This is a genomic window from Acidovorax sp. GW823-FHT02H02 (assembly GCF_058797075.1).
This window is the reverse complement of record NZ_JBXAJH010000004.1, coordinates 232,611-253,382: the sequence shown is the minus strand read 5'-3', so window position 1 is coordinate 253,382 and position 20,772 is coordinate 232,611. Positions and strand designations below refer to the sequence as shown.

The following is a 20,772-nucleotide window of genomic DNA, read 5'->3' as shown; positions in this document are numbered from 1 at the left end:
CTCCATTTGCAAGCCGGCAGAAAGGGCCATGTGCCTAAAATCAGGGTTAATCCCGACGCGGCATGCTGCGCGGATTGCCGTCCATCAACTTTTCATACAAGACATGTCCCTCAACAACGTCCCCCCAGGCAAGAACGTTCCCGATGCCTTCAACGTCGTCATCGAGATCCCGATGAACTCCGACCCCATCAAGTACGAGGTGGACAAGGAATCGGGCGCCATTTTTGTGGACCGTTTCATGACCACGGCCATGCACTACCCCACCAACTATGGCTATGTGCCGCAGACCCTGTCGGGCGACGGCGACCCGGTCGATGTGCTGGTGATCACGCCTTACCCCCTGCATCCCGGCGTGGTGGTCCCCTGCCGCCCCCTGGGCATCCTGATGATGGAAGACGAGGCCGGTGTGGATGGCAAGGTGATTGCCGTGCCCACGTCCAAGATCCTGCCCATGTACGACCACTGGAAGACCATCGACGACGTGAACGCCATGCGCCGCAACGCCATTGCCCATTTCTTCGAGCACTACAAGGACCTCGAAAAGGGCAAGTGGGTCAAGGTGCTGGGCTGGGAAGGCATCGACGCCGCCAAGAAGGAAATCACCGACGGTATCGCGAGCTTCCAGAAGGGCGCTGCCTGAAGTTCGTTCACCGATTTTTCGGTGAAATAGGGGCTTTGCGCTTTGCCATAAAGCGCTGACAGCTGTCACGATAAAAGCATGCAAACCGCCTGGTTTGCATGCTTTTTTCGCCACTGGGCAGCATGGCGAACGGTGCTGCAACGGCCAGGCGGGATATGGGGCGCGTGGTGGATGCCGTGGCGGATGTGGTGGCCCTCACGGCCCGGCGCCCTCTGAACCGTTCGCCCTGAGCGCCTCGATGGATTTCGGCCGGCGCACGCTGAACGGTTTCTGATCCATAAAGAACGAAGAACGGGCTCCATGGCATGCATCGGAGCTTGCATTGGTGGGTGCACTGCGTTAATATTCATTTGAAATGAATCTTATAAGCACCCACTCTCGCCCTTGTTCCCGCGCAGTGGGCATCACCGTATGAAACCACTCTCCACACCCGTCATGTCTGCCGCGAGCGGGGCTGCGGCCCCCGCTCTCCAGGGGATGCCCCTGCTGCGGCTGGGTTTTCGCCCGTTTTATCTGGGCGCAGCCCTGGTGGCGTGCCTGGCCGTGCCACTGTGGATCGCTTCCATGATGGGGTGGGTGGTGCTCAACCTTCCGGTCGCTCCCTTGCTGTGGCACGCCCATGAAATGCTGTTCGGGTTTGCCGCCACCGTCATCATCGGGTTCCTGCTCACGGCCGTGAAGGCGTGGACCGGCCTGGCCACTCCGCGCGGCGCGCTGCTGGGGGCTCTGGCCTTGCTCTGGCTTGCCGCCCGGGTGGCGGCCGTTGTGGCGCCCTATGTGGTCTATGCCGTGCTGGATGTCGTCTTGCTGCCCGTGGTGGCTGGCTTGCTGCTTGCGGTGCTGCTGCGGGCGCGCAACCGCCGCAACCTGCCGCTGATGGGGGTGCTGGTGCTGCTGTCCGTGGCCAACGGGGTGTTCCACCTGGCGGTGCTGGGTGTCCTCAACCTGCCGCCCGTACAGGCGCTGTACGCGGGTCTGACGCTGATCGTGATGATCGAGTGCGTGATGGCAGGGCGTGTGGTGCCGGCTTTCACCATGAGCGTGAACCCGGGGCTCAAGCTGCAGGCGCAGCGTCCGCTGGAGCTCGTGATTCTGGCCGTGACGGCGCTGGCACTGGCGTCCTGGGTGTGTGCTCCTTTCGGCGTGGGTGCGGTCACGGCGGTGCTGGCCGGGTTGGCAGCGCTGCTGCATGGATGGCGCATGTGGCGGTGGAAGCCATGGATCACGCGCAATCGCCCCATCTTGTGGATCCTGCATGCATCGTATGCATGGATTCCTGTGGGGTTGGTTCTGCTGGCATTGGCGCAACTGGGTGCCGTGGCGGTGTCGGCCGCGGTGCATGCCTTCGCCGTGGGCGCCACGGGCGGACTCATCGTCGGCATGATCACCCGCACGGCGCGCGGCCACACCGGCAGGCCGCTGCAGGCCGGGCGGCTGGAGGTGCTGGCCTATGGGCTGGTGATGGGGGCCGCTGTGCTGCGGGTCCTGCTGCCGCTGGCTGCACCGCAGTGGTATGCCGCCGCACTGGTGCTGGCGGCGCTGGCCTGGGCCACGGCCTTTGCCATCTACCTGGGCCTGTACACCCCTTGGCTGACCCAGACGCGGCTGGACGGCAAGGACGGTTGATGTTTTCGCCATGCAGGCCCTGGCTGCCTGCATGCATGTGCCGCTCGGCCAGAGCGGTTCTTTTGGTTTTTCACACCCTTTCAGAAAGGTCTTGCCATGCTTCCTACCCAGAGCTCCGTCATCGATGTCCGCGAGATTGCACCCCGCGAGCGCCACACCCTGATTTTTGGCCGCTTTGACGCGCTGTTGCCCGGCGAGGCGCTGCAACTGGTCAACGACCATGATCCGCAGCCCCTGCACCACCAGTTCCAGGCCCGCTCAGCCGGTGCCTTCAAGTGGGCCTATCTGCAGCAAGGCCCGGATCTTTGGCGCGTGCTGATCAGCAAGACCGAGCCTGCCGCGGCCCGGGAAGACTCCTGCTGCTCGGGTGGCGCCTGCGGGGGCTGAGGCACCATGGCACCGGCGGTGCAATGCCGCCGGGATCGCACCCGCAGGACGGGACCAGCGCCCGCAAGGGGCTTCCGGTGATGGCAGTTTGCTACAGGCCCAGGGCCAGCATCGCGGCCTCGGACATCCTGGATCGATCCCAGGGGGGATCGAACACCAGATTGAGGGTGATCTCGCCCACGCGGGGCAGTGCCAGCACCTTGTCGCACACTTCCTCGGCAATCGATTCGCCCATGCCGCAGCCCGGCGCGGTGAGCGACATGTCGATCCAGACCTTGACCTGGTCGCTGTCCAGCGGCTCGATGTCACAGCGGTAAATCAGACCCAGTTCGACAATGTCCACGGGGATTTCCGGGTCGTAACAGGTCTTGAGGGTCTGCCAGACCAGGTCGCTCACATCCTCCAGTTCAACCTTGTCGGGCAGAGCCAGGGTGGCTGGCGGGGGTTTGCCGATGGCATCGGCATCCACGCCCTTCAGGCGCACCAGCTGCCCGTCCACCAGCAGCGTGAACGACGATCCCAAAGCCTGCGTGAGTTGCGCGAGCTCGCCCGCTGCAAGATCCAGTGGCGAGCCTTCGGGAATGCGCTCCACCCGTACCGGACGGGTGATCAGCACGTCTTCGCGGTGTCGTTTCATCATGGTGTGTTCCCCGGTGGGGTGGCATCCGCTGCAGCAGGCGATGCGTCGGGTGCCTGCGCCAATGCGTGCATCAGGGCATGCCAGCCCAGCAGGGCGCACTTGATGCGGCTCGGGTAGCGGCGCACACCGGCCAGGCTGACGAGCTTGCCCAATTGCGCTTCCTCGGGTTCGATCTCGCCGGTGAGCACGGCACGGAAATGCTGCTGCAACTGCTGCGCCGCCTCCACGTCGTGGCCCTTCACGGCCTCGCCCATCATCGAGGCCGAGGCGATGCAGATGGCGCACCCTTGTCCGCTGAAGCGGATGTCGCGCACCTGGCCTGCCTGAACGTCCAGCTCCACGCTCAGGTCGTCACCGCACTGCGGGTTGGTGCCGCGCGCCTGGTGGTTCGGAGCGGGCAGGTGGCCGAAGTTGCGCGGGGCGCGCTTGTGGTCCATCACCACCTCCTGGTACAGGTCGTTTTCAGCGGCGCTCATCGCAGTACCTCCAGGGCATGTGCCACGCCGGCGATGAGCCGTTCCACCTCGTCATGGGTGTTGTACAGCGCGAACGAGGCGCGGGTGGTCGGCCCGGTGCCCAGGTGGTCGAGCAGCGGCTGAGCGCAGTGGTGGCCGGTGCGCACGGCAATGCCTTGCGCGTCGAGCAGGGTGCCGATGTCGTGCGGGTGCGCGTGCGGCGTGACGAAGGAAGCAATGGCAGACGTGGTGGCGTGCGGCGCCAGCACCGTGATGCCTTCGATGGCGGCAAGGCCGGCCACGGCGTGCGCCCGCATTGCCTGCACATGGGCATCGATGGCGGCGCGGCCGATGTGTTCGATGAACGCGGCCGCCGCCGCCATGCCGACGGCGCCAGCGACGTTGGGCGTACCGCCTTCGAGCCTGCTGGGAAGCGGGGCAAAGGCCGCGTCGGTGTAGCTCACCCGCTCGACCATGTCGCCGCCATAGCGCAGCGGCGCCAGGCGCTCCAGTGCCGCCATGCGTCCGACCAGGGCGCCGGTGCCCATGGGGCCGTACATCTTGTGGCCCGAAAAGGCCATGAAATCGCAGGCCAGGGCCGACAGGTCGATGACCGTGTGTCCCACGGCCTGCGCGGCGTCGAGCACGGTGAGCGCGCCGGCTTGCGCGGCCTGTGCCAGCAGGGCCGCGAACGGCGGTGTTTCGCCCGTGGCGTTGGCGCAGGCCGTCAGGGCGAAGACGCGGGTGCGCGGGGTGAGCAGGCAGGCCAGGTCTTGCGCATGCAGTCGGCCCTGTGCATCGGGCAGCAGCACGCGAAGCATGGCGCCGCTACGCCGGGCGGCCTGCTGCCACGGCACCAGGTTGGCGTGGTGCTCCAGGCCGCTGACGATGATCTCGTCCCCCGGCTGGAGGAAAGCGCCACCCGGCTGCGCGGCCGAGAGCCCGTGCGCCACCAGGTTCAACGCCTCGGTGGTGCCCGAGGTGAAGACCAGCTCGTGCCCGGCGCCCGCACCGACGAAGCGCTTGAGGTCGCTGCGCGCCTGTTCGAAGGCGTCGGTGGCGCGCTGGCTCAAGGTGTGCACGCCGCGGTGGATGTTGGCGCGGTCATGCGCTTCGAAATGGCGCATGGCGGCCAGTACCGGCAGCGGCACCTGTGTCGTGGCGGCGTTGTCGAGGTAGGCCAGCGCCGCGCCGTGGATGCGCTGCTCCAGCACCGGAAACAGGGTGCGCACGCCGCTGGCGAGTGCGCCGGGGGTGGCGACCAGTTCCTGCAGGAAATGCATTTCACCCATGGTGTGGCTCCTCGGTTGTGGTCAGGTGGCGTGCCAGGGTGCGCGCCAGCAGGCCGTCTTCCTCCAGCGTGGCCAGCAGGTCGGGGGCGTCGAAGCAACGTTCCAGCAGCGCAGTGGCCATGCCTTCGATGATCAGCGTGCGCGCGCTGGCTTCGTCCAGGCCCCGCTGGCGGGCGTAGAACAGGGCGTCTTCGGGCAGTGCGCCCCAGGTGGCGCCGTGCGCGGCCTGCACCTTGTCGTGGTGGATCTCCAGGTGCGGGCGCAGCACCAGCCGGGGCTGGCCCGCCAGCGGGATGCCGCTCAGGCGCTGGCGCACGTTGGCTTCGCTGGCGCCCGGGGCGATGCGGGTGTGGGCGTTGGCCACCGCATGGGCCTTGCCGCTGGCCAGCACCAGGGCCTCCACGGCGCTGTGGGTGTGGGCGGCGTTGTGCAAGGCCTGCACCTGCTGCTCCAGCACCGAGCTGCTGGCCAGCAGCACGCCGGCGGTGCGCGCGCTGGCGTGGATGCCCTGCAGATCCAGCGCGCTGCGTTGCAGGTGGTATGCGCTGTCCGACGCGACGAGCGCCTGCGCATACTGCGCGCCCTGGTCCAGGCGCGCGTGCACGATGTGGGCGATCTGGTCCTCTGCGGCGGGGGTTGCCATGCGCAGATGCTGCAGCGTCGCGCCATGCCCGACGTGCAGGTGGATGTGCAGGTTCTGCACGAGCGGGTACCCGCATTGCGCTGGCTCGCGTTCGTGGGTCTCGATCAGCACGCAGCGCACGCCGTCCTGCACGTCCACCACGAGCAGCGGGGCTTCCACGCGGGTGCGCGGCTGGTGGCGCAGGTGCAGCCACACCGTCTTGCCCGTGTCGGTTGCGGGCGTGCCGCCAATGCGCAGGCGCAGGCCCTGGCGGCACAGTGCGCGGTGCGCCCAGGCAAAGGGGGCGGCGTCGCCTTCGCCGGGCAGCGGCAGGCCGGCGAACAACTCGGCGCGCTGGGCCGGATCGCTGGCATCCAGCCAGCGGGCGCTGACGCCCACTGGCGGTGTGCCGCCCACCGGGTGCAGTGTCCAGCCGGCGCCCGAAAGGGGTGAAGCGTTGCCGTCTGCCGTGGCAGGATGGGTGGTGTCTCCCAGCCAGGTCTCCACCCCGGGCGGTGGCAGATGGCGAAAGGATTCGCTGCGTGCAGGTATCCAGCCCCGCAGGGCCAGGCGGTCCCGGGTGGTCAGTGCGTCGGCTCTTGCGGTGTCCATGGCTCAGGCCTCCACGGGTTCGGCCGTGCGCGCGAAGCCGGTGCGGGCAATGGCGCGCGCCAGTTCCAGGTTGCCGGTTTCAGCGATGCAGCCTTGATCGAGCCGCAACACGGTGTCGGGCTGCAGCGATTCGATGAGCTGCAGGTAGTGCGACACCACCACGAAGGCAGTGCCCTGGGCGCGCAGCTTCTGCACGAGCTGGACCACGGCGCGCACGCCATCGACGTCCATGCCCGAATCGATTTCGTCGAGCAGCGCCAGGCGCGGTTGCAAGAGCGCGAGCTGCAACAACTCATTGCGCTTGCGCTCGCCCCCCGAGAAGCCTTCATTGACCGGGCGGCCCAGCATGGCTTCGGGCAGGCCCAGCTGCTGGGCAGCGGCGCGGGCACTGCCCAGGAAATCGAAGGCATCCAGCGGCGCCTCGCTTCGGGCCTCGCGCACCGCGTTGAGCGCAGTGCGGATGAACAGGTTGTTCTTCACGCCCGGGATGTCGGGCGGCGTCTGGAAGGACAGGAACAGGCCGGCCCTGGCGCGCTCCTGCGCATTCATGGCCAGCAGATCCTGCCCGGCAAACTGCGCCTGGCCGCCCGCGACGCGGTAGTTCGGATGGCCGGCCAGCGTCAGGCCCAGCGTGCTCTTGCCGCTGCCGTTGGCACCCATCAGCACCACCAGGGAGCCGGGTGCCACATCGAGCGAGACCGAGTGCAACACGGTGCGCTCGCCCACATTCACGCGCAGGTCGCGCACTTGCAGCAGGGGGGAGGGGGTTGTCATGGGGTGTCCTTGGTTCAATTTTGATAGCTTGCAGCGCTCGATGGATAAGGGCCAAAGGCGGTTTTTTGACTGCAAGCCGGTGTTTCAGCCCACCGCGCCTTCGAGGGATACCGCCAGCAGAGCCTTGGCTTCGAGGGCGAATTCCATCGGCAGCTCTTCGAGCACCGCCTGGCAGAAGCCGCCGACGATCAGCGCCGTGGCTTCCTGCGGGTCGATACCGCGCTGCTGGCAGTAAAAAAGCCGCTCCTCGGAGATGCGCGTGGTGGTCGCCTCATGCTCGACCACGGCGTCGCTGCGTGCGGTGTCGATGTACGGGAATGTGTGGGCGCCGCAATCGGGACCGATCAGCAGCGAATCGCATTGCGTGTGGTTCGCGGCGCCGGCGGCGGTGGGTGCCACGCGCACCAGGCCGCGGTAGCTATTGTGCGCGTGTCCGGCGCTGATCCCCTTGGAGACGATGCGGCTTTTGGTGTTGCGCCCGAGGTGGATCATCTTGGTGCCGGTGTCGGCCTGCTGGAAGTGGTTGGACACCGCGATCGAATGGAACTCGCCGCTCGATTCGTCGCCGCGCAGCACCACGCTGGGGTATTTCCAGGTGATGGCCGAGCCGGTCTCGATCTGCGTCCAGGCGATGTGGGCGCGCTTGCCGGCGCATAGCCCGCGCTTGGTGACGAAGTTGTAGATGCCGCCGCGTCCGTTCTCGTCGCCGGGGTACCAGTTCTGCACGGTTGAATACTTGATGTGCGCGTCTTCGTGCGCCACCAGTTCCACCACGGCGGCGTGCAGCTGGTGTTCGTCGCGCTGCGGCGCCGTGCAGCCTTCGAGGTAGCTCACATGGCTGCCTTCCTCGGCAATGATCAGCGTGCGCTCGAACTGCCCGGTGTTGCGCGCGTTGATGCGGAAATACGAGGACAGCTCCATTGGGCAGCGCACACCCTGGGGGATATAGACGAACGAGCCATCGGAGAACACCGCTGAATTCAACGCGGCATAGAAGTTGTCGCCCGGAGGCACCACGGTGCCCAGGTAGCGCTCTATGAGCGCGGGGTGGTGCTCCACCGCATGCGAGAACGAGCAGAAGATCACGCCGACCCTGGCCAGCTGCTCGCGGAACGTGGTGCCTACCGAGACCGAGTCGAACACCGCATCCACGGCCACGCCGGCTAAACGCGCGCGTTCGTGCAGCGGCACGCCGAGCTTTTCGTAGGTTTCCAGCAGTTTGGGGTCCACATCGGCCAGGCTCTGGGGTCCGTCCTGGAGCGATTTGGGGGCCGAGTAGTAGCTCAGCGCCTGGAAGTCCACCGGCTCCATCTGCAGCTGGGCCCAGGCGGGCAGGGGCATGGACAGCCAGCGTTCAAAGGCCGCCAGGCGCCATTGCAGCAGAAATTCGGGCTCGCGCTTGCGCCGCGAAATGGCGCGGATGGTGCCTTCGTCCAGGCCGGGCGGCAGGGAATCGGACGCAATGTCGGTCACAAACCCGTGCCGGTAAGGGCGCTCCAGCGCCTGGGCCAGCGGCGCGGCCTGTTCAACGGTGGACATGGCATTTCCCCCACAGGTTGACGGTTGCTGCCCGGATGGCCCGGCGATGGGTGGCTGCGGGGTGGGGAACCATGGTGAGCCCTTTGGAGAGAGTGTGTTTTAAAGATTCATATGTTATGCATGTTTATTGATGGGTACAAGCACGGCAGGTGGTAACCGTGCCTGGCCCATGGGCATCGGCGGGTGCCGCGGTGGGTTTTTGCGGGGTTAGGTGGCGCGAAACGGGCTGCGCGCCTGCAGGTGGTCCAGATAGTCTTCCACGCCGGCGCCTTCGCGCTGTAGAAATCGCTCCACCGCATCGGCAAACGCCGGGTGTGCCAGCCAGTGCGTGCTGGTCGCCTGCACCGGCAGCAGGGCGCGCGCCATCTTGTGTTCGCCCTGGGCGCCCCCTTCAAAGCGCTGCACGCCTTGGGCTATGCACCATTGCAGCGGCTGGTAGTAGCAGGCCTCGAAATGCAGGCAGTCCACGCGTTCCAGCGCGCCCCAGTAGCGGCCATACGCGGCGCGGGGTGGGTTTTTTGCAGGATGAATTGCGCTGGCGCAGGTCGGGTCATCGTCAATAGCTATCAAACTGCTAGCTATTGATCGGCCCTCCCGCTCGGCAATGAACAGCAGCCAGTGCCCGGGCATCCGGTCGGCCATCTGCTGAAAGAAGGCCCGCGTGAGGTAGGGCGGGTTGCCATGCTCCAGGTAGGTGCGCTCGTAGCAGCGGTAAAAGAAGTCCCAGTCGGACGGGCGGATGTCGGACCCCTGTGCCCAGCGGAAGGTGACGCCCGCATCGGCCACGCGCCGGCGTTCCTGGCGGATCTTCTTGCGCTTGTCCTGGGACAGGCTGGCGAGGAAGTGGTCGAAGCTCTCGAAAGCGAGGCCTGGGCCGCCGCCGGGCCGCACCAGGGTGGCGAGCGCCTCGTCGGAGGGCTGCGAGCCACGTGAAGCGGGGAGCGTGGGGGCCGCATTCTGCCAATGGAACTGCACCGTATGCCGCAGCATCAGACCTTGCCGGGCGCTGGCCAGCACGTCGTCGTCGCTGGCAAACAGCACATGCAAGGACGACAGGCCCTCGTCCTCGCACCACTGGCGCAGCGCCTGCACCAGCAGCCGGCGTGTGGTTTCGTCGCGCGCCAGCAGCCGGGATCCGGGCACGGGCGTGAAGGGCACGGCCACCACCGCCTTGGGGTAATACGGCACGCCATGCTGCTCGTAGGCACTGGCCCAGGACCAGTCGAACACGTATTCGCCGTAGGAGTGGCTCTTGAGGTACAGCGGGCAGGCGGCCACCAGCACCGCGTGTGGATCCTGGCCCTCCCAGAGCGTCATGAAGCGGGGCGTCCAGCCTGTGCGGGGAACGGCGCTTTCGCTGGTGTGCAGGGCCGCCAGGTATTCGTGGCGCATGAAGGGCGTGGCGTGCGGTTGCTGCGCCAGCAGGGCGTTCCAGGCGCTGGCGTCCACCTCCAGCGGCGATGCCAGCACGCGCGCGATAATGTTGCCTTCAGCCATGCTGCCTCCACGGGCCGCCGCCCAGCGCGGGGTTCCAAGGGGTGGCGGTGTCCAACCTGGCCGCAGGGGCCGATCCCAGTTCCATGACGCTCTCCATTTGCACCGCTCAGCTCAATTTTGTCGTGGGCGACATGCCCGGCAATGCGCAAAAAATCATCGCTGCCGCGCGTGAGGCCCATGCGCAGGGCGCGCGGCTGCTGCTGACGCCCGAGCTGGCCATCTGTGGCTACGCGGCAGAAGACCTGTTTTTGCGCCCCGCATTTCTTGCGGCCTGCGATGATGCCGTGAAAACCGTGGCCCGCGAGACCGCAGGGTTGAAGGGCCTCGCGATCGTGCTGGGCCATCCGCAAAAGCAGGCGCCGGATGACCCGGCGTTCAGCCCCTGCCTGAATGCGGCCAGCGTGCTGCGGCATGGCCAGATCGAGCAGACCTATGCCAAGTGCGAGCTGCCCAACTACCAGGTGTTCGATGAGCGCCGCTATTTCGTTGCCGGCCAGTCGCCCTGCGTGTTCGAGGTGGAGGGCGTGCGGGTGGGCGTGCTGGTCTGCGAGGACGCGTGGTTTGCCGCGCCCGCGCGCGCTGCGGCGCAGGCAGGGGCGCAGCTGCTGGCGGTGATCAATGCCTCGCCCTTTCATCTGGGCAAGAGCGCCGAGCGCGAGCAAACCATGCGCGAGCGGGTGGCCGAGACAGGCCTGCCGCTGGTCTATGCCCACCTGGTGGGCGGGCAGGACGAGGTGGTTTTCGAAGGCCGTTCCTTTGCCCTGAATGCCGATGGCTCGGTGGCCGGTCGGGCACCCGGTTTTGAAGAGAAGCTGGTGTTTGCGCGCATCCATGAAGCGCAGAATGCTATCAAAATAGAAGCGGAGGTGGCGCCCGAGCGCAGCCTGGAAGCCGACCTGTGGGACGCGCTGGTGCTGGGCGTGCGCGACTATGTGCGCAAGAACGGCTTTCCGGGCGCCTTGCTGGGCCTGTCGGGCGGCATCGATTCGGCGCTGGTTCTGGCGATTGCCGTGGATGCCCTGGGCGCCGACAAGGTGCGCACCGTGATGATGCCCTCGCCCTACACGGCGGACATCAGCTGGATCGACGCGCGCGACATGGCCGAGCGCATGGGCGTGCGCCATGACGAAATCGCGATTGCACCCCAGTTCGAGACCTTCAAGGCGGCGCTGGCGAGCCTATTTGCCGGCCTGCCCGAGGACACGACCGAGGAGAACCTGCAGGCCCGCATCCGCGGCACGCTGCTGATGGCGTTGTCGAACAAGTTTGGCGCCATCGTGCTGACCACCGGCAACAAGAGCGAGATGGCCACCGGCTACTGCACGCTGTATGGCGACATGGCCGGCGGCTTTGCGCCCATCAAGGATGTGGCCAAGACCCGGGTGTTCGATCTGGCGCGCTGGCGCAATGCGCACGATCCGTATGGCACCGGCACCAACCCCATCCCCGAGCGCATCATCACGCGCCCGCCCAGTGCCGAGTTGCGCCCCGACCAGAAAGACCAGGACAGTTTGCCGGCCTACGAGGTGCTCGATGCGATCGTGGCGCGTTACATGGAAAATGACGAGCCGATAGAGTCCATCATTGCCGCCGGTTTTGAGCGCGCCGATGTCGAACGCGTCACCCGGCTGATCAAGCTGAATGAATACAAGCGCCGCCAGGCCCCCGTGGGCGTGCGCGTCACGCGCCGCAGCTTCGGCAAGGACTGGCGCTACCCTATCACCAGCCAATTCAGGGCCTGACGGGCATCCGCCAGTTCCACCGCCTTTTTTATCCTCCAGGAGACTCCCCCATGAAAATGATCACCGCCGTCATCAAGCCGTTCAAGCTGGAAGAGGTCCGTGAAGCCTTGGCCGAATGCGGTGTGACGGGCCTCACCGTGACCGAGGTGAAGGGTTTCGGGCGCCAGAAAGGCCACACCGAGCTGTACCGCGGGGCGGAGTATGTGGTGGATTTCCTGCCCAAGGTGAAGGTGGAAGTCGTGGTCAAGACAGAAGACCTGGAGCGCTGCGTGGACGCCATCGTCAATGCGGCGCGCACGGGCAAGATTGGCGACGGCAAGATTTTTGTGACCGCCGTGGAGCGCGTGGTGCGCATCCGCACGGGTGACCTGGACGACGCCGCGGTATAGGCTCCCCCTGTGTCGGTTCGCGCCATCCCCCTGAGGGGGGCGCCCCCAGCGCGGCGGGGCGGCCCTTGCGCGGGGGCGCTGGCTTGGGCCGCGCTCGTTTTGCGGGCTGTCAGATCACCGAGCGCAGCGGTACCTGCTCCAGGCTGTGGCCCGCCGACTGCACCAGGGTGCGCAGCAGGGCGTCGCTGCCGGTTGCGATGTGCAGCAGGTCCATCTGCCACCCTCTCATGAACCCACTCGCCACGCTGGTCTGCAAAAAGGCCAGCAGACCGTCGTAGTAGCCGCCCACGTTGAGCAGGCCCAGTGGCTTGTCGTGGTAGCCCAGCTGGCGCCAGGTCCAGACTTCAAACAGTTCCTCGAAGGTGCCAATCCCGCCGGGCAGCGCCACAAAGGCGTTGCTGCGCTCGGCCATCATGGCCTTGCGCTCGTGCATGGTCTGCACGATGTGCAACTCGTCACACTGGCGATTGGCCAGTTCCTTGTCCACCAGCGTCTGCGGTATCACGCCCACCACCCGGCCACCGGAAAGGCGTGTGGCCTCGGCCACCGTGCCCATGAGGCCGCTGAGGCCACCGCCGTACACGAGCTGGCCACCATGCGAGCCGATCCACTGGCCCACGGCATGGGCGGCCTGGGAAAACGCCGGATTCTCACCGGGACGCGAGCCGCAGTACACGCAGATGGAGAAAGCGGGTTCAGCCATGGAAAAACCTCTGAAAAAGAGCGGCACACCAGATGCCGATGCACAGCAGCAGCGACAGCAGCACCGCAGCGCTGCCCATGTCCTTGGCACGCTTGGACAGGTCATGCCACTCGGGGCCGATGCGATCAATGGCGGTCTCGATGCCGGTGTTGAGCAGCTCGACGATCATCACGATGATGACCGACCCGGCCAGCAGCGCCACCTCCATCCAGTTGCGGCCCAGCCAGAACGCCAGCGGAACCAGGACCACGGCCGCAATGACTTCCTGGCGAAACGCCTTTTCGTTCCAGCCGGCACGCAGGCCTGCGATGGAGTAGCCCGTGGCATGCCAGACCCGGTTCAGTCCAGTCCGGGCTTTCTGAGGGTTGGCGGGGTGCGGGGAGTCTAGTGATGGCATGCGGCAATTGTCGGGGCCGGATGTGTCCGGCAAGGGCGTATCCGAGCAAGTTTATTTTTTGACAGGTTCGTGGTGCACCAGGCGGGTGCCCGCCAGTGCGTCGTGCCAGAACTGTTGCTGTGGGTGAAAGCGGCTCAGCAGCGCCCACACGGCGACCCAGCCCAGCATGATCACCGTGGCTTCACCGCCCGGTAGCGAAAAGGGTGCCACCGCGGCCAATGGCGGCAGAAACCACAGCCAGGAAAGAACATAGCGCAGCAGCGCACGCGCCTGCGTGAGCGGGCGGCCGCCACGGTCCACCACGCGGATGTTCCAGGTTTTCATGGCCAGGGTCTGCCCCTTGGCCCAGAACCAGGTGAAGTAGATGCCAAACACCACAAACAGGAAGGCCTGCAGGGCGTGGCGATTGTCCAGGGCATTGCGGGTCTGGCTCAGGGTGCCAAACAGGTAGCCGGCGATGAAGACCACGCCGAACATCAGGATGCCTTCATACATCCAGCATGCCATGCGGCGGACCAGGCTCGGGGCCTGAAGGTTCGTGGGGACGGGGACCGGGGAAGGCAGCGCTTCAGGCGGGGGCAGGACGGGCATGCAAATTACTGGGGAGTCAGGAGGGGCGCATCGGGTACGGCCGGGGTCGCATGGTCGCTGGCAACTGGCGCAGCCGGCAGTGGTGGCAGCGTGATTGGCACAGCCATCGGGACGTTGACGGGGGTGGTTTCCACCAAGGCTGGGGGTGGTGAAACCGGTGCATCACTTCCGTGCCCCGCAGCGGCAGGGGTGGACAGTGCTGGCTTCGCCAACCGTGGCGAGAGGCTTTGTACCGGTGGGATCTTGGGCTGATTGGGGCGATTGGGGTTGGCCTCCGAGGCCGCCGGAATCTGTGCCAGCTTGCGGGGGGAAACCGGTTTGAGCGCAGTGGCTGCACCTTGCGGCTTGGGGGCCGCGCGCGCAGCCAGCTTGCGCTTTTCTTCATCGCTCAGCGCCTGGTAAGCCTGCCATTGGGCAAGCTTGTTGTCACGGGCCAGGCGATTGGAGTCGGCATAGTTGAGCCGTGCCTGGTTGCGCTGCTGCACGCTCAGGCTGGCCCATTCCGTCATGCGGTCGTGGAGTTTTTCCTGCTCATGTTCTGGGAGCGTGGGGAAATTCTGGGCCAGGGCGAGCCAGCGCCGTTTCTGCGCTTCGCTGAGCAGCGCCCAGCGTTCCGCGAGAGGGTAGAGCGCCAGTTTTTGCGGAGTGTTCAGAACCTCCCAGCCCGGACCCGCAGGGGGTTGTCTGGACGGATGGACTACCGTGCCTGCACCTTTGCCATTGGGGCTGGAGGCCAGCGCGGCCACGGGTACCAAGGTGCCCGGCGCCATGCGCACCTGGTTGAGCACCGCCATGCCGCCGGCTGCAAACGCACCCAAAAGCACCAAAGCCAGCACGAAGGCTGGCATGGTGGGGTGGTCGTCGGGGGGGCTTGCGTGCATTCAGAAAAAGAGAAGTCGATCAGTTGCTGGAATGGGCGGTTTTCAGGAACTGTACAAAACCCGGGTCGGAGTAAGCCGCTGGGGGCAACTCGTCGGTCAGCAGGGCGGCATCCACTTCCGCCACCTCGTTCGTTCCCTGTTCGTCCTGGGCCACATTGATGACTACCAGACCCACCAGCAGTGCCATCACGGGAACCGCCGAAACCAGGGCGCTCCACCAGCCACCCCGTTCGCTGCCACCACCGAGCGCTGCGGCATGGCCCGAGTGCACAACGGCGGGTGCAACGCGACGCACCTGAACGGTGACTTTGCGCTTGGCCAGCGCCTGCGTGCGGGCCGCGCGCAACCGCTCGGAAATATCGTAGGGCAGATCATTCGCTCCACTGCTTAACCGTGCAGTGATGCGGCGGGCAAAACGATCCGCCGCCATTTCATGGGAGGGGGTGTTTGCGGTGTTCATGGTTCGATTCCTTTTGCCTTCAGCGCCTTGCCGAGAGTCTGTACTGCACGAAAACAGTGTGTCTTGACGCTGCCTTCGGAGCAACCCATGGCGGCTGCTGTTTCTGCTACATCCATTTCTTCCCAGTAACGCATGAGAAACGCTTCCCGTTGACGTGCCGGCAGCGCCTCGATTTCTTCTTCAATGCCCTTGAAGATCTGTGCGCGCCGGGTCAGATCTTCCGCGCTTTCGGCCCGCTCCCCATTGTCTGGGCCGGTGTAGGCTTCGAGCAGATCAAATTCCGTGCCGTCTTCTCCGGGTCCGTCAAAGTCGCTCATGCTCGAAAACAGTGCATTGCGGGTCTTTTGGCGGCGAAACCAGTCGAGTGTGCAGTTCGACAGGATGCGCTGAAACAGCATGGGCAATTCGCTCGTGGGCTTGTCGCCGTAATGCTCGGCCAGCTTGAGCATGCTGTCCTGGACGATGTCCAGGGCCGCTTCCTCATTGCGGACGTGGTAGAGCGAGCGCTTGAATGCGCGCCTTTCTACACTTTTGAGGAAGTCGGAGAGTTCTTGTTCAGTGGCCAAGAGGAAGCAGCCCGGAAGGGGCGATGCAGTCATGCGTGAAAGCGCGGTGCAGCCCGCGCAACTGTTCGATTATTGCATTGCCCTCCGATTTTTTTGGAAGCGGCTGGTTTTGCGCGTGTTGCAGTGCGATAATTCCAACTGCAATTCAAAAGGCAAACGGGTCACGGTCCGGCGCGGCAATCATCCCGCCCATGTCCTTGGCCTCAAGTTCCGAGCTGGCTTCACAAGAGCGCTTGTAAGGAGCACCCAAGGTTTTTCGTCAGAGAAATTCACAAAGGTTGATCATGGAAATCTCCAAGGCTGAACTCACATCGGCAGCCACTGCCTCCCACGGCAATTCTCCCGCCTCCGGCTCGCAGGACCTCATGGGTTCTGAAATCCTCGTCAAGTCGCTGCAGGCCGAGAACGTGCAGTACATCTGGGGCTACCCCGGCGGCGCAGTTCTCTATATCTACGACGCGCTCTACAAGCAAGACACGATCCAGCACGTCCTGGTGCGCCATGAGCAGGCCGCGGTGCATGCCGCCGACGGCTATGCCCGCGCCACCGGCGAGGTGGGTGTGGCGCTGGTCACCTCGGGCCCCGGGCTGACCAATGCCGTCACGGGCATTGCCACGGCCTACATGGACAGCATTCCCATGGTGATCATCTCCGGCCAGGTGCCCACGGCGGCCATCGGCCTGGATGCATTCCAGGAATGCGACACGGTGGGCATCACGCGCCCCATCGTGAAGCACAACTTCCTCGTCAAGGACCCGCGCGATCTGGCCATGACGCTGAAGAAGGCCTTTCATATCGCCCGCACCGGCCGACCCGGCCCCGTGGTGGTCGATATTCCGAAGGACGTATCGTTCAAGAAGGTTGCCTATACCGGTTACCCCCAGAGCGTGGAAATGCGCTCCTACAACCCGGTGCGCAAAGGCCATGGCGGCCAGATCCGCAAGGCGCTGCAGCTGCTGCTGGCGGCCAAGCGCCCCTACATCTACACCGGCGGTGGCGTGTTGCTGGGCAATGCCACCAACGAGCTGCGCACGCTGGTGGACATGCTGGGCTACCCCGTCACCAACACGCTGATGGGCCTGGGCGCCTACCCCGCGTCGGATCGCAAGTTCCTGGGCATGCTGGGCATGCACGGCACCATCGAGGCCAATAACGCCATGCAGAACTGCGACGTGCTGCTGGCCGTGGGTGCGCGCTTTGACGACCGCGTGATCGGCAACCCCAAGCACTTCGCGCAGAACGACCGCAAGATCATCCACGTCGATATCGACCCGTCGAGCATCTCCAAGCGCGTGAAGGTCGACATTCCAATCGTCGGCGACGTGAAGGACGTGCTCACCGAGCTGATTTCCATGATCCGCGAGAGCAGCACCCGCCCGGATGCCGGAGCCCTGGCTGCCTGGTGGGACACCATAGAAGGCTGGCGCAAGCGCGACTGCCTCAAGTACAGCATGGGCAGCGGCGACGTGATCAAGCCGCAGTACGTGGTCGAGACGCTGTGGAACATGACCAAGGACGCGGACGCCTACATCACGTCCGATGTGGGCCAGCACCAGATGTGGGCTGCGCAGTACTACCGCTTTGACGAGCCACGCCGCTGGATCAACTCCGGTGGCCTGGGCACCATGGGTGTGGGCATTCCCTATGCCATGGGCATCAAGCTGGCCAAGCCACAATCCGAGGTGTTCTGCATCACCGGCGAAGGCTCGGTGCAGATGAACATCCAGGAACTGTCCACCTGTCTGCAATACAACACGCCGATCAAGATCTGCTCGCTCAACAACCGCTACCTGGGCATGGTGCGCCAGTGGCAGGAGATCGAATACTCCGGCCGCTACAGCCACAGCTACATGGACGCGCTGCCCAACTTCGTGAAGCTGGCCGAGGCCTATGGCCACGTCGGCATGCTGATCGAGCACCCCAAGGACGTGGAGCCCGCGCTGCGCGAAGCCCGCAAACTCAAGGACCGCACGGTGTTCATGGACTTCCGCACCGACCCCACCGAGAACGTGTTCCCGATGGTGCAGGCCGGCAAAGGCATTACCGAGATGTTGCTCGGGTCGGAAGACCTTTAAGACAAATTGGCCTCTGGCGTATGCCCTGCATGCGCTCTTAGCTATCGAATGGGTAGCGTTCAATTTTTTGACGAATCTATTGCCTGTCAAGCCTGCGCATTACCGTGCGCGGGGGAGGGCAGCGAAAAGAGGAATCTCTCATCATGAAACACATCATTGCTGTTCTGCTGGAAAACGAGCCTGGTGCTCTTTCCCGCGTCGTGGGCCTGTTCTCGGCCCGTGGCTACAACATCGAATCGCTCACCGTGGCGCCCACCGAGGATGCATCGCTCTCGCGCATGACCATCCAAACCACGGGCTCCGACGATGTGATCGAGCAGATCACCAAGCACCTGAACCGCCTCATCGAGGTCGTGAAGGTGGTGGATCTCACCGAAGGTGCTTACACCGAGCGCGAGCTCATGATGGTGAAGGTGCGCGCGGTGGGCAAGGAGCGCGAGGAGATGAAGCGCATGGCCGACATCTTCCGTGGCCGCATCATCGACGTGACCGAAAAGAGCTACACCATCGAGCTCACCGGTGACCAGTCCAAGAACGATGCTTTCCTGCAAGCCATCGATCGCACGGCCATCCTGGAAACCGTGCGCACCGGTGCCAGCGGCATCGGTCGCGGCGAGCGCATCCTGCGCGTGTAACGGATTTGCCTTCGACCGGCTGGCGTCGTTGGAGAGCCTTGCGGTGCTAAAGCACTGTCTGCGGCTCCCCGCCTAACCATCCGGCCGAATCCAAATCCGATGTAAGACAATCGACTGTTTATTTTTCAACCCCATACGAATTTCAACCGGAGCGACCCATGAAAGTTTTCTACGACAAAGACTGTGACCTGAGCCTGATCAAGGGCAAGACCGTTGCCATCATCGGCTACGGCTCGCAGGGCCACGCCCATGCACAAAACCTGAACGACAGCGGCGTGAAGGTCGTGGTCGGCCTGCGCAAGGGCGGAGCCTCGTGGGACAAGGTCGGCAAGGCCGGCCTGACGGTCATGGAAGTCAACGATGCCGTGAAGGCCGCTGACGTGGTCATGATCCTGTTGCCTGACGAGCAGATCGCCGAGGTCTACACCAACAATGTGGCCCCGAATATCAAGCAAGGCGCTTCGCTGGCTTTCGCCCACGGCTTCAACGTGCACTACAACCAGGTCGTGCCCCGCGCCGACCTGGACGTGTGGATGGTGGCGCCCAAGGCCCCTGGCCACACCGTGCGCAACACCTACACCCAGGGTGGCGGCGTGCCCCACCTGGTGGCGGTGCACCAGGACAAGTCCGGCAAGGCCCGCGACCTGGCCCTGAGCTATGCCATGGCCAACGGTGGCGGCAAGGCCGGCATCATCGAGACCAACTTCAAGGAAGAGACCGAGACCGACCTGTTCGGCGAGCAGGCCGTGCTGTGCGGTGGCGCCGTCGAGCTGATCAAGATGGGTTACGAGACCCTGGTCGAAGCCGGTTATGCCCCCGAGATGGCCTACTTCGAGTGCCTGCACGAGCTCAAGCTCATCGTGGACCTGATCTACGAAGGCGGCATTGCCAACATGAACTACTCGATCTCGAACAACGCCGAGTTCGGCGAGTACGTGACCGGTCCCGAAGTCATCAACGAGCAGTCGCGCGCCGCCATGCGCAACGCTCTGAAGCGCATCCAGAACGGCGACTACGCCAAGATGTTCATCCAGGAAGGCCGCCTGAACTACCCGAGCATGACGGCTCGTCGCCGCAACACGGCCGACCACAGCATCGAAGTGGTGGGTGCCCAGCTGCGCGCCATGATGCCCTGGATCGCCAAGAACAAGCTGGTCGATCAGACCCGCAACTGATGCTGCCTCGCCAAGGCATTGCCAGCATCCAAAGGCCACTTCGGTGGCCTTTTTTGTGGGCGGGCACGGTGTTGACTGGCGCTACACTGCTGCCCTCGCCTGGTACCCGTGCGGCGTTCTGCCAGCACAGCGGGTCAAAATCGAACGCTATAAATTTGAGAGCTTCTTGCGCCTGACAGGCAAGGGCTGGAGGTCTATTTGATGCATGATGGCAATGAATCCACCGAGAATGCTGGTGTGATGGTGCGCAAGCGGCGCAAGGGCATTTACATCCTGCCCAATCTGTTCACGCTGGCGGCATTGTTCGGTGGTTTCTATTCCATCGTGATGGCCATGAACGGACGTTTCGACATGGCGGCCGTGGGTGTGTTCTGTGCCATGGTGCTGGACAGCCTGGACGGCCGCGTGGCCCGCATGACGAACACCCAGAGCGCTTTCGGCGAACAGATGGATTCGCTGTCCGACATGGTGTCGTTTGGCGCGGCGCCTGCCCTGATTGCATACGAGTGGTCGCTCCGGGGGCTGGGCCGCTGGGGCTGGATTGCCGCCTTCGTATATTGCGCCTGCGCTGCACTGCGCCTGGCGCGCTTCAACGTCAACACCAGCGTGGTGGACAAGCGCTATTTCCAGGGATTGCCATCGCCCGCCGCTGCGGCGCTGGTGGCGGGTTTCATCTGGTTGCTGACCGAGCTGGGGGTGCACCGCGACCAGGACGCCTGGCTGACATGGTCGCAGGTGAGCTGGGTCATGTTTGCCTTCACGCTGTATGCGGGCCTCACCATGGTGACCAATGTGCCGTTCTACAGCTTCAAGGACGTGCAGATGAAAAAGAGCGTGCCTTTCGCCGCCATCGTGCTGATTGCCCTGGGCATTGCCGTCATCAACATCCATCCGCCCATTGTCCTGTTTGGCGTGTTCGTACTGTACGGCCTGAGCGGCTATGCCGTGTATGCGTGGCGCAAGGCCAAGGGACAGCACAGCAGCGTGATCAGCATATCGACCGATGAGCCCGATGAGCGGGGTTTGCACAAGTGATGGCGGCGGTATGCAGAAAACTGTGCTACATTGATCCGC

Annotated in this window: 23 protein-coding genes; 10 read left to right on the top strand and 13 right to left on the bottom strand. The window is 64.7% G+C overall.

The features are described 5' to 3' along the window. Positions 1–103: 103 nt before the first annotated feature. From ppa to AC1RDS_RS06480, 4 genes are all read left to right on the top strand, one after another. Complete coding sequence (gene ppa, locus AC1RDS_RS06495; protein ID WP_092696525.1) at positions 104–640, top strand: inorganic diphosphatase; 537 nt, start codon at positions 104–106, stop codon at positions 638–640. A 98-nt stretch (positions 641–738) separates the two neighbouring features. Further along, positions 739–870 (top strand): hypothetical protein, encoded by a 132-nt coding sequence (locus tag AC1RDS_RS06490; protein ID WP_348683424.1) that lies wholly within the window; start codon positions 739–741, stop codon positions 868–870. A gap of 181 nt (positions 871–1,051) precedes the next feature. Then, positions 1,052–2,266, top strand: coding sequence for an NnrS family protein (locus tag AC1RDS_RS06485; protein ID WP_092696526.1), 1,215 nt, complete (start codon positions 1,052–1,054; stop codon positions 2,264–2,266). Positions 2,267–2,362: 96 nt separating this feature from the next. Then, the gene (locus AC1RDS_RS06480) at positions 2,363–2,653 is read left to right on the top strand and encodes a DUF2249 domain-containing protein (RefSeq protein ID WP_092696527.1); all 291 of its coding nucleotides are present in this window, start codon (positions 2,363–2,365) and stop codon (positions 2,651–2,653) included. A gap of 91 nt (positions 2,654–2,744) precedes the next feature. On the opposite strand, the gene sufT is transcribed toward AC1RDS_RS06480, so the two are convergent. The 7 genes from sufT to AC1RDS_RS06445 form a co-directional block, all read right to left on the bottom strand. Continuing rightward, positions 2,745–3,290, bottom strand: coding sequence for a putative Fe-S cluster assembly protein SufT (gene sufT, locus AC1RDS_RS06475; protein ID WP_348683474.1), 546 nt, complete (start codon positions 3,288–3,290; stop codon positions 2,745–2,747). After that, positions 3,290–3,769, bottom strand: a complete 480-nt coding sequence (sufU, locus tag AC1RDS_RS06470; RefSeq protein WP_092696529.1) for a Fe-S cluster assembly sulfur transfer protein SufU — start codon at positions 3,767–3,769, stop codon at positions 3,290–3,292. Before sufU ends, sufT begins: the two co-directional genes overlap by 1 nt. After that, positions 3,766–5,040 (bottom strand): aminotransferase class V-fold PLP-dependent enzyme, encoded by a 1,275-nt coding sequence (locus tag AC1RDS_RS06465; protein WP_348683423.1) that lies wholly within the window; start codon positions 5,038–5,040, stop codon positions 3,766–3,768. Before AC1RDS_RS06465 ends, sufU begins: the two co-directional genes overlap by 4 nt. Continuing rightward, positions 5,033–6,274 (bottom strand): SufD family Fe-S cluster assembly protein, encoded by a 1,242-nt coding sequence (locus AC1RDS_RS06460; RefSeq protein ID WP_348683421.1) that lies wholly within the window; start codon positions 6,272–6,274, stop codon positions 5,033–5,035. Before AC1RDS_RS06460 ends, AC1RDS_RS06465 begins: the two co-directional genes overlap by 8 nt. 3 nt (positions 6,275–6,277) lie before the next feature. Then, on the bottom strand, positions 6,278–7,048 hold the full coding sequence (gene sufC, locus AC1RDS_RS06455) for a Fe-S cluster assembly ATPase SufC (protein WP_348683419.1): 771 nt from the start codon (positions 7,046–7,048) through the stop codon (positions 6,278–6,280). A gap of 84 nt (positions 7,049–7,132) precedes the next feature. Continuing rightward, entirely contained in the window at positions 7,133–8,587 is a 1,455-nt protein-coding gene (gene sufB / locus AC1RDS_RS06450) for a Fe-S cluster assembly protein SufB (protein WP_092696533.1), read from the bottom strand. A 207-nt stretch (positions 8,588–8,794) separates the two neighbouring features. Further along, positions 8,795–10,084 (bottom strand): GNAT family N-acetyltransferase, encoded by a 1,290-nt coding sequence (locus AC1RDS_RS06445; protein ID WP_348683417.1) that lies wholly within the window; start codon positions 10,082–10,084, stop codon positions 8,795–8,797. A gap of 83 nt (positions 10,085–10,167) precedes the next feature. On the opposite strand from AC1RDS_RS06445, the gene AC1RDS_RS06440 reads away from it, so the two are divergent. Both AC1RDS_RS06440 and AC1RDS_RS06435 read left to right on the top strand, forming a co-directional pair. Continuing rightward, positions 10,168–11,826, top strand: a complete 1,659-nt coding sequence (locus AC1RDS_RS06440) for an NAD+ synthase (RefSeq protein WP_348683415.1) — start codon at positions 10,168–10,170, stop codon at positions 11,824–11,826. 50 nt (positions 11,827–11,876) lie between these two features. Then, on the top strand, positions 11,877–12,215 hold the full coding sequence (locus tag AC1RDS_RS06435) for a P-II family nitrogen regulator (RefSeq protein ID WP_026436763.1): 339 nt from the start codon (positions 11,877–11,879) through the stop codon (positions 12,213–12,215). 109 nt (positions 12,216–12,324) lie between these two features. Here the strand turns inward: AC1RDS_RS06435 and AC1RDS_RS06430 are convergent, their stop codons facing one another. Genes AC1RDS_RS06430 through AC1RDS_RS06405 form a run of 6 tightly spaced genes read right to left on the bottom strand, consistent with a single transcriptional unit; the run spans position 12,325 to position 15,813 of the window. Then, positions 12,325–12,918 carry an LOG family protein gene (locus AC1RDS_RS06430; RefSeq protein ID WP_348683414.1) on the bottom strand — a complete coding sequence of 198 codons (594 nt, stop codon included), beginning with the start codon at positions 12,916–12,918 and terminating at the stop codon, positions 12,325–12,327. Next, a complete protein-coding gene (locus AC1RDS_RS06425) occupies positions 12,911–13,315 on the bottom strand; it encodes a diacylglycerol kinase (protein WP_092696536.1) in 405 nt (134 codons plus the stop codon). The genes AC1RDS_RS06430 and AC1RDS_RS06425 overlap by 8 nt, the downstream gene beginning before the upstream one ends. A 51-nt stretch (positions 13,316–13,366) precedes the next feature. Then, a complete protein-coding gene (locus AC1RDS_RS06420) occupies positions 13,367–13,906 on the bottom strand; it encodes an RDD family protein (RefSeq protein WP_348683412.1) in 540 nt (179 codons plus the stop codon). A 5-nt stretch (positions 13,907–13,911) separates the two neighbouring features. Continuing rightward, positions 13,912–14,787 carry a DUF3106 domain-containing protein gene (locus AC1RDS_RS06415; RefSeq protein ID WP_348683410.1) on the bottom strand — a complete coding sequence of 292 codons (876 nt, stop codon included), beginning with the start codon at positions 14,785–14,787 and terminating at the stop codon, positions 13,912–13,914. A 19-nt stretch (positions 14,788–14,806) separates the two neighbouring features. Continuing rightward, positions 14,807–15,247 (bottom strand): DUF3619 family protein, encoded by a 441-nt coding sequence (locus tag AC1RDS_RS06410; protein WP_348683408.1) that lies wholly within the window; start codon positions 15,245–15,247, stop codon positions 14,807–14,809. Then, complete coding sequence (locus tag AC1RDS_RS06405) at positions 15,244–15,813, bottom strand: RNA polymerase sigma factor (RefSeq protein WP_092696725.1); 570 nt, start codon at positions 15,811–15,813, stop codon at positions 15,244–15,246. The genes AC1RDS_RS06410 and AC1RDS_RS06405 overlap by 4 nt, the downstream gene beginning before the upstream one ends. A 284-nt stretch (positions 15,814–16,097) precedes the next feature. Between AC1RDS_RS06405 and AC1RDS_RS06400 the strand changes: the two genes are divergently transcribed. From AC1RDS_RS06400 to pssA, 4 genes are all read left to right on the top strand, one after another. After that, positions 16,098–17,888, top strand: a complete 1,791-nt coding sequence (locus AC1RDS_RS06400; protein ID WP_348683407.1) for an acetolactate synthase 3 catalytic subunit — start codon at positions 16,098–16,100, stop codon at positions 17,886–17,888. 143 nt (positions 17,889–18,031) lie between these two features. Next, a complete protein-coding gene (ilvN, locus tag AC1RDS_RS06395) occupies positions 18,032–18,523 on the top strand; it encodes an acetolactate synthase small subunit (protein WP_015013659.1) in 492 nt (163 codons plus the stop codon). A 158-nt stretch (positions 18,524–18,681) separates the two neighbouring features. Then, positions 18,682–19,698 (top strand): ketol-acid reductoisomerase, encoded by a 1,017-nt coding sequence (ilvC, locus tag AC1RDS_RS06390; protein WP_005796248.1) that lies wholly within the window; start codon positions 18,682–18,684, stop codon positions 19,696–19,698. A 201-nt stretch (positions 19,699–19,899) separates the two neighbouring features. Continuing rightward, positions 19,900–20,733 (top strand): CDP-diacylglycerol--serine O-phosphatidyltransferase, encoded by an 834-nt coding sequence (gene pssA / locus AC1RDS_RS06385; RefSeq protein ID WP_092696541.1) that lies wholly within the window; start codon positions 19,900–19,902, stop codon positions 20,731–20,733. The last annotated feature ends 39 nt before the right edge of the window (positions 20,734–20,772 follow it).

Bases quoted from the DNA above. Each gene is read 5' to 3' on its own strand.
- ppa (WP_092696525.1), top strand. From the start codon at position 104: ATGTCCCTCAACAACGTCCCCCCAGGCAAGAACGTTCCCGATGCCTTC.
- AC1RDS_RS06490 (WP_348683424.1), top strand. From the start codon at position 739: ATGCTTTTTTCGCCACTGGGCAGCATGGCGAACGGTGCTGCAACGGCC.
- AC1RDS_RS06485 (WP_092696526.1), top strand. From the start codon at position 1,052: ATGAAACCACTCTCCACACCCGTCATGTCTGCCGCGAGCGGGGCTGCG.
- AC1RDS_RS06480 (WP_092696527.1), top strand. From the start codon at position 2,363: ATGCTTCCTACCCAGAGCTCCGTCATCGATGTCCGCGAGATTGCACCC.
- sufT (WP_348683474.1), bottom strand. From the start codon at position 3,290: ATGAAACGACACCGCGAAGACGTGCTGATCACCCGTCCGGTACGGGTG.
- sufU (WP_092696529.1), bottom strand. From the start codon at position 3,769: ATGAGCGCCGCTGAAAACGACCTGTACCAGGAGGTGGTGATGGACCAC.
- AC1RDS_RS06465 (WP_348683423.1), bottom strand. From the start codon at position 5,040: ATGGGTGAAATGCATTTCCTGCAGGAACTGGTCGCCACCCCCGGCGCA.
- AC1RDS_RS06460 (WP_348683421.1), bottom strand. From the start codon at position 6,274: ATGGACACCGCAAGAGCCGACGCACTGACCACCCGGGACCGCCTGGCC.
- sufC (WP_348683419.1), bottom strand. From the start codon at position 7,048: ATGACAACCCCCTCCCCCCTGCTGCAAGTGCGCGACCTGCGCGTGAAT.
- sufB (WP_092696533.1), bottom strand. From the start codon at position 8,587: ATGTCCACCGTTGAACAGGCCGCGCCGCTGGCCCAGGCGCTGGAGCGC.
- AC1RDS_RS06445 (WP_348683417.1), bottom strand. From the start codon at position 10,084: ATGGCTGAAGGCAACATTATCGCGCGCGTGCTGGCATCGCCGCTGGAG.
- AC1RDS_RS06440 (WP_348683415.1), top strand. From the start codon at position 10,168: ATGACGCTCTCCATTTGCACCGCTCAGCTCAATTTTGTCGTGGGCGAC.
- AC1RDS_RS06435 (WP_026436763.1), top strand. From the start codon at position 11,877: ATGAAAATGATCACCGCCGTCATCAAGCCGTTCAAGCTGGAAGAGGTC.
- AC1RDS_RS06430 (WP_348683414.1), bottom strand. From the start codon at position 12,918: ATGGCTGAACCCGCTTTCTCCATCTGCGTGTACTGCGGCTCGCGTCCC.
- AC1RDS_RS06425 (WP_092696536.1), bottom strand. From the start codon at position 13,315: ATGCCATCACTAGACTCCCCGCACCCCGCCAACCCTCAGAAAGCCCGG.
- AC1RDS_RS06420 (WP_348683412.1), bottom strand. From the start codon at position 13,906: ATGCCCGTCCTGCCCCCGCCTGAAGCGCTGCCTTCCCCGGTCCCCGTC.
- AC1RDS_RS06415 (WP_348683410.1), bottom strand. From the start codon at position 14,787: ATGCACGCAAGCCCCCCCGACGACCACCCCACCATGCCAGCCTTCGTG.
- AC1RDS_RS06410 (WP_348683408.1), bottom strand. From the start codon at position 15,247: ATGAACACCGCAAACACCCCCTCCCATGAAATGGCGGCGGATCGTTTT.
- AC1RDS_RS06400 (WP_348683407.1), top strand. From the start codon at position 16,098: ATGGAAATCTCCAAGGCTGAACTCACATCGGCAGCCACTGCCTCCCAC.
- ilvN (WP_015013659.1), top strand. From the start codon at position 18,032: ATGAAACACATCATTGCTGTTCTGCTGGAAAACGAGCCTGGTGCTCTT.
- ilvC (WP_005796248.1), top strand. From the start codon at position 18,682: ATGAAAGTTTTCTACGACAAAGACTGTGACCTGAGCCTGATCAAGGGC.
- pssA (WP_092696541.1), top strand. From the start codon at position 19,900: ATGCATGATGGCAATGAATCCACCGAGAATGCTGGTGTGATGGTGCGC.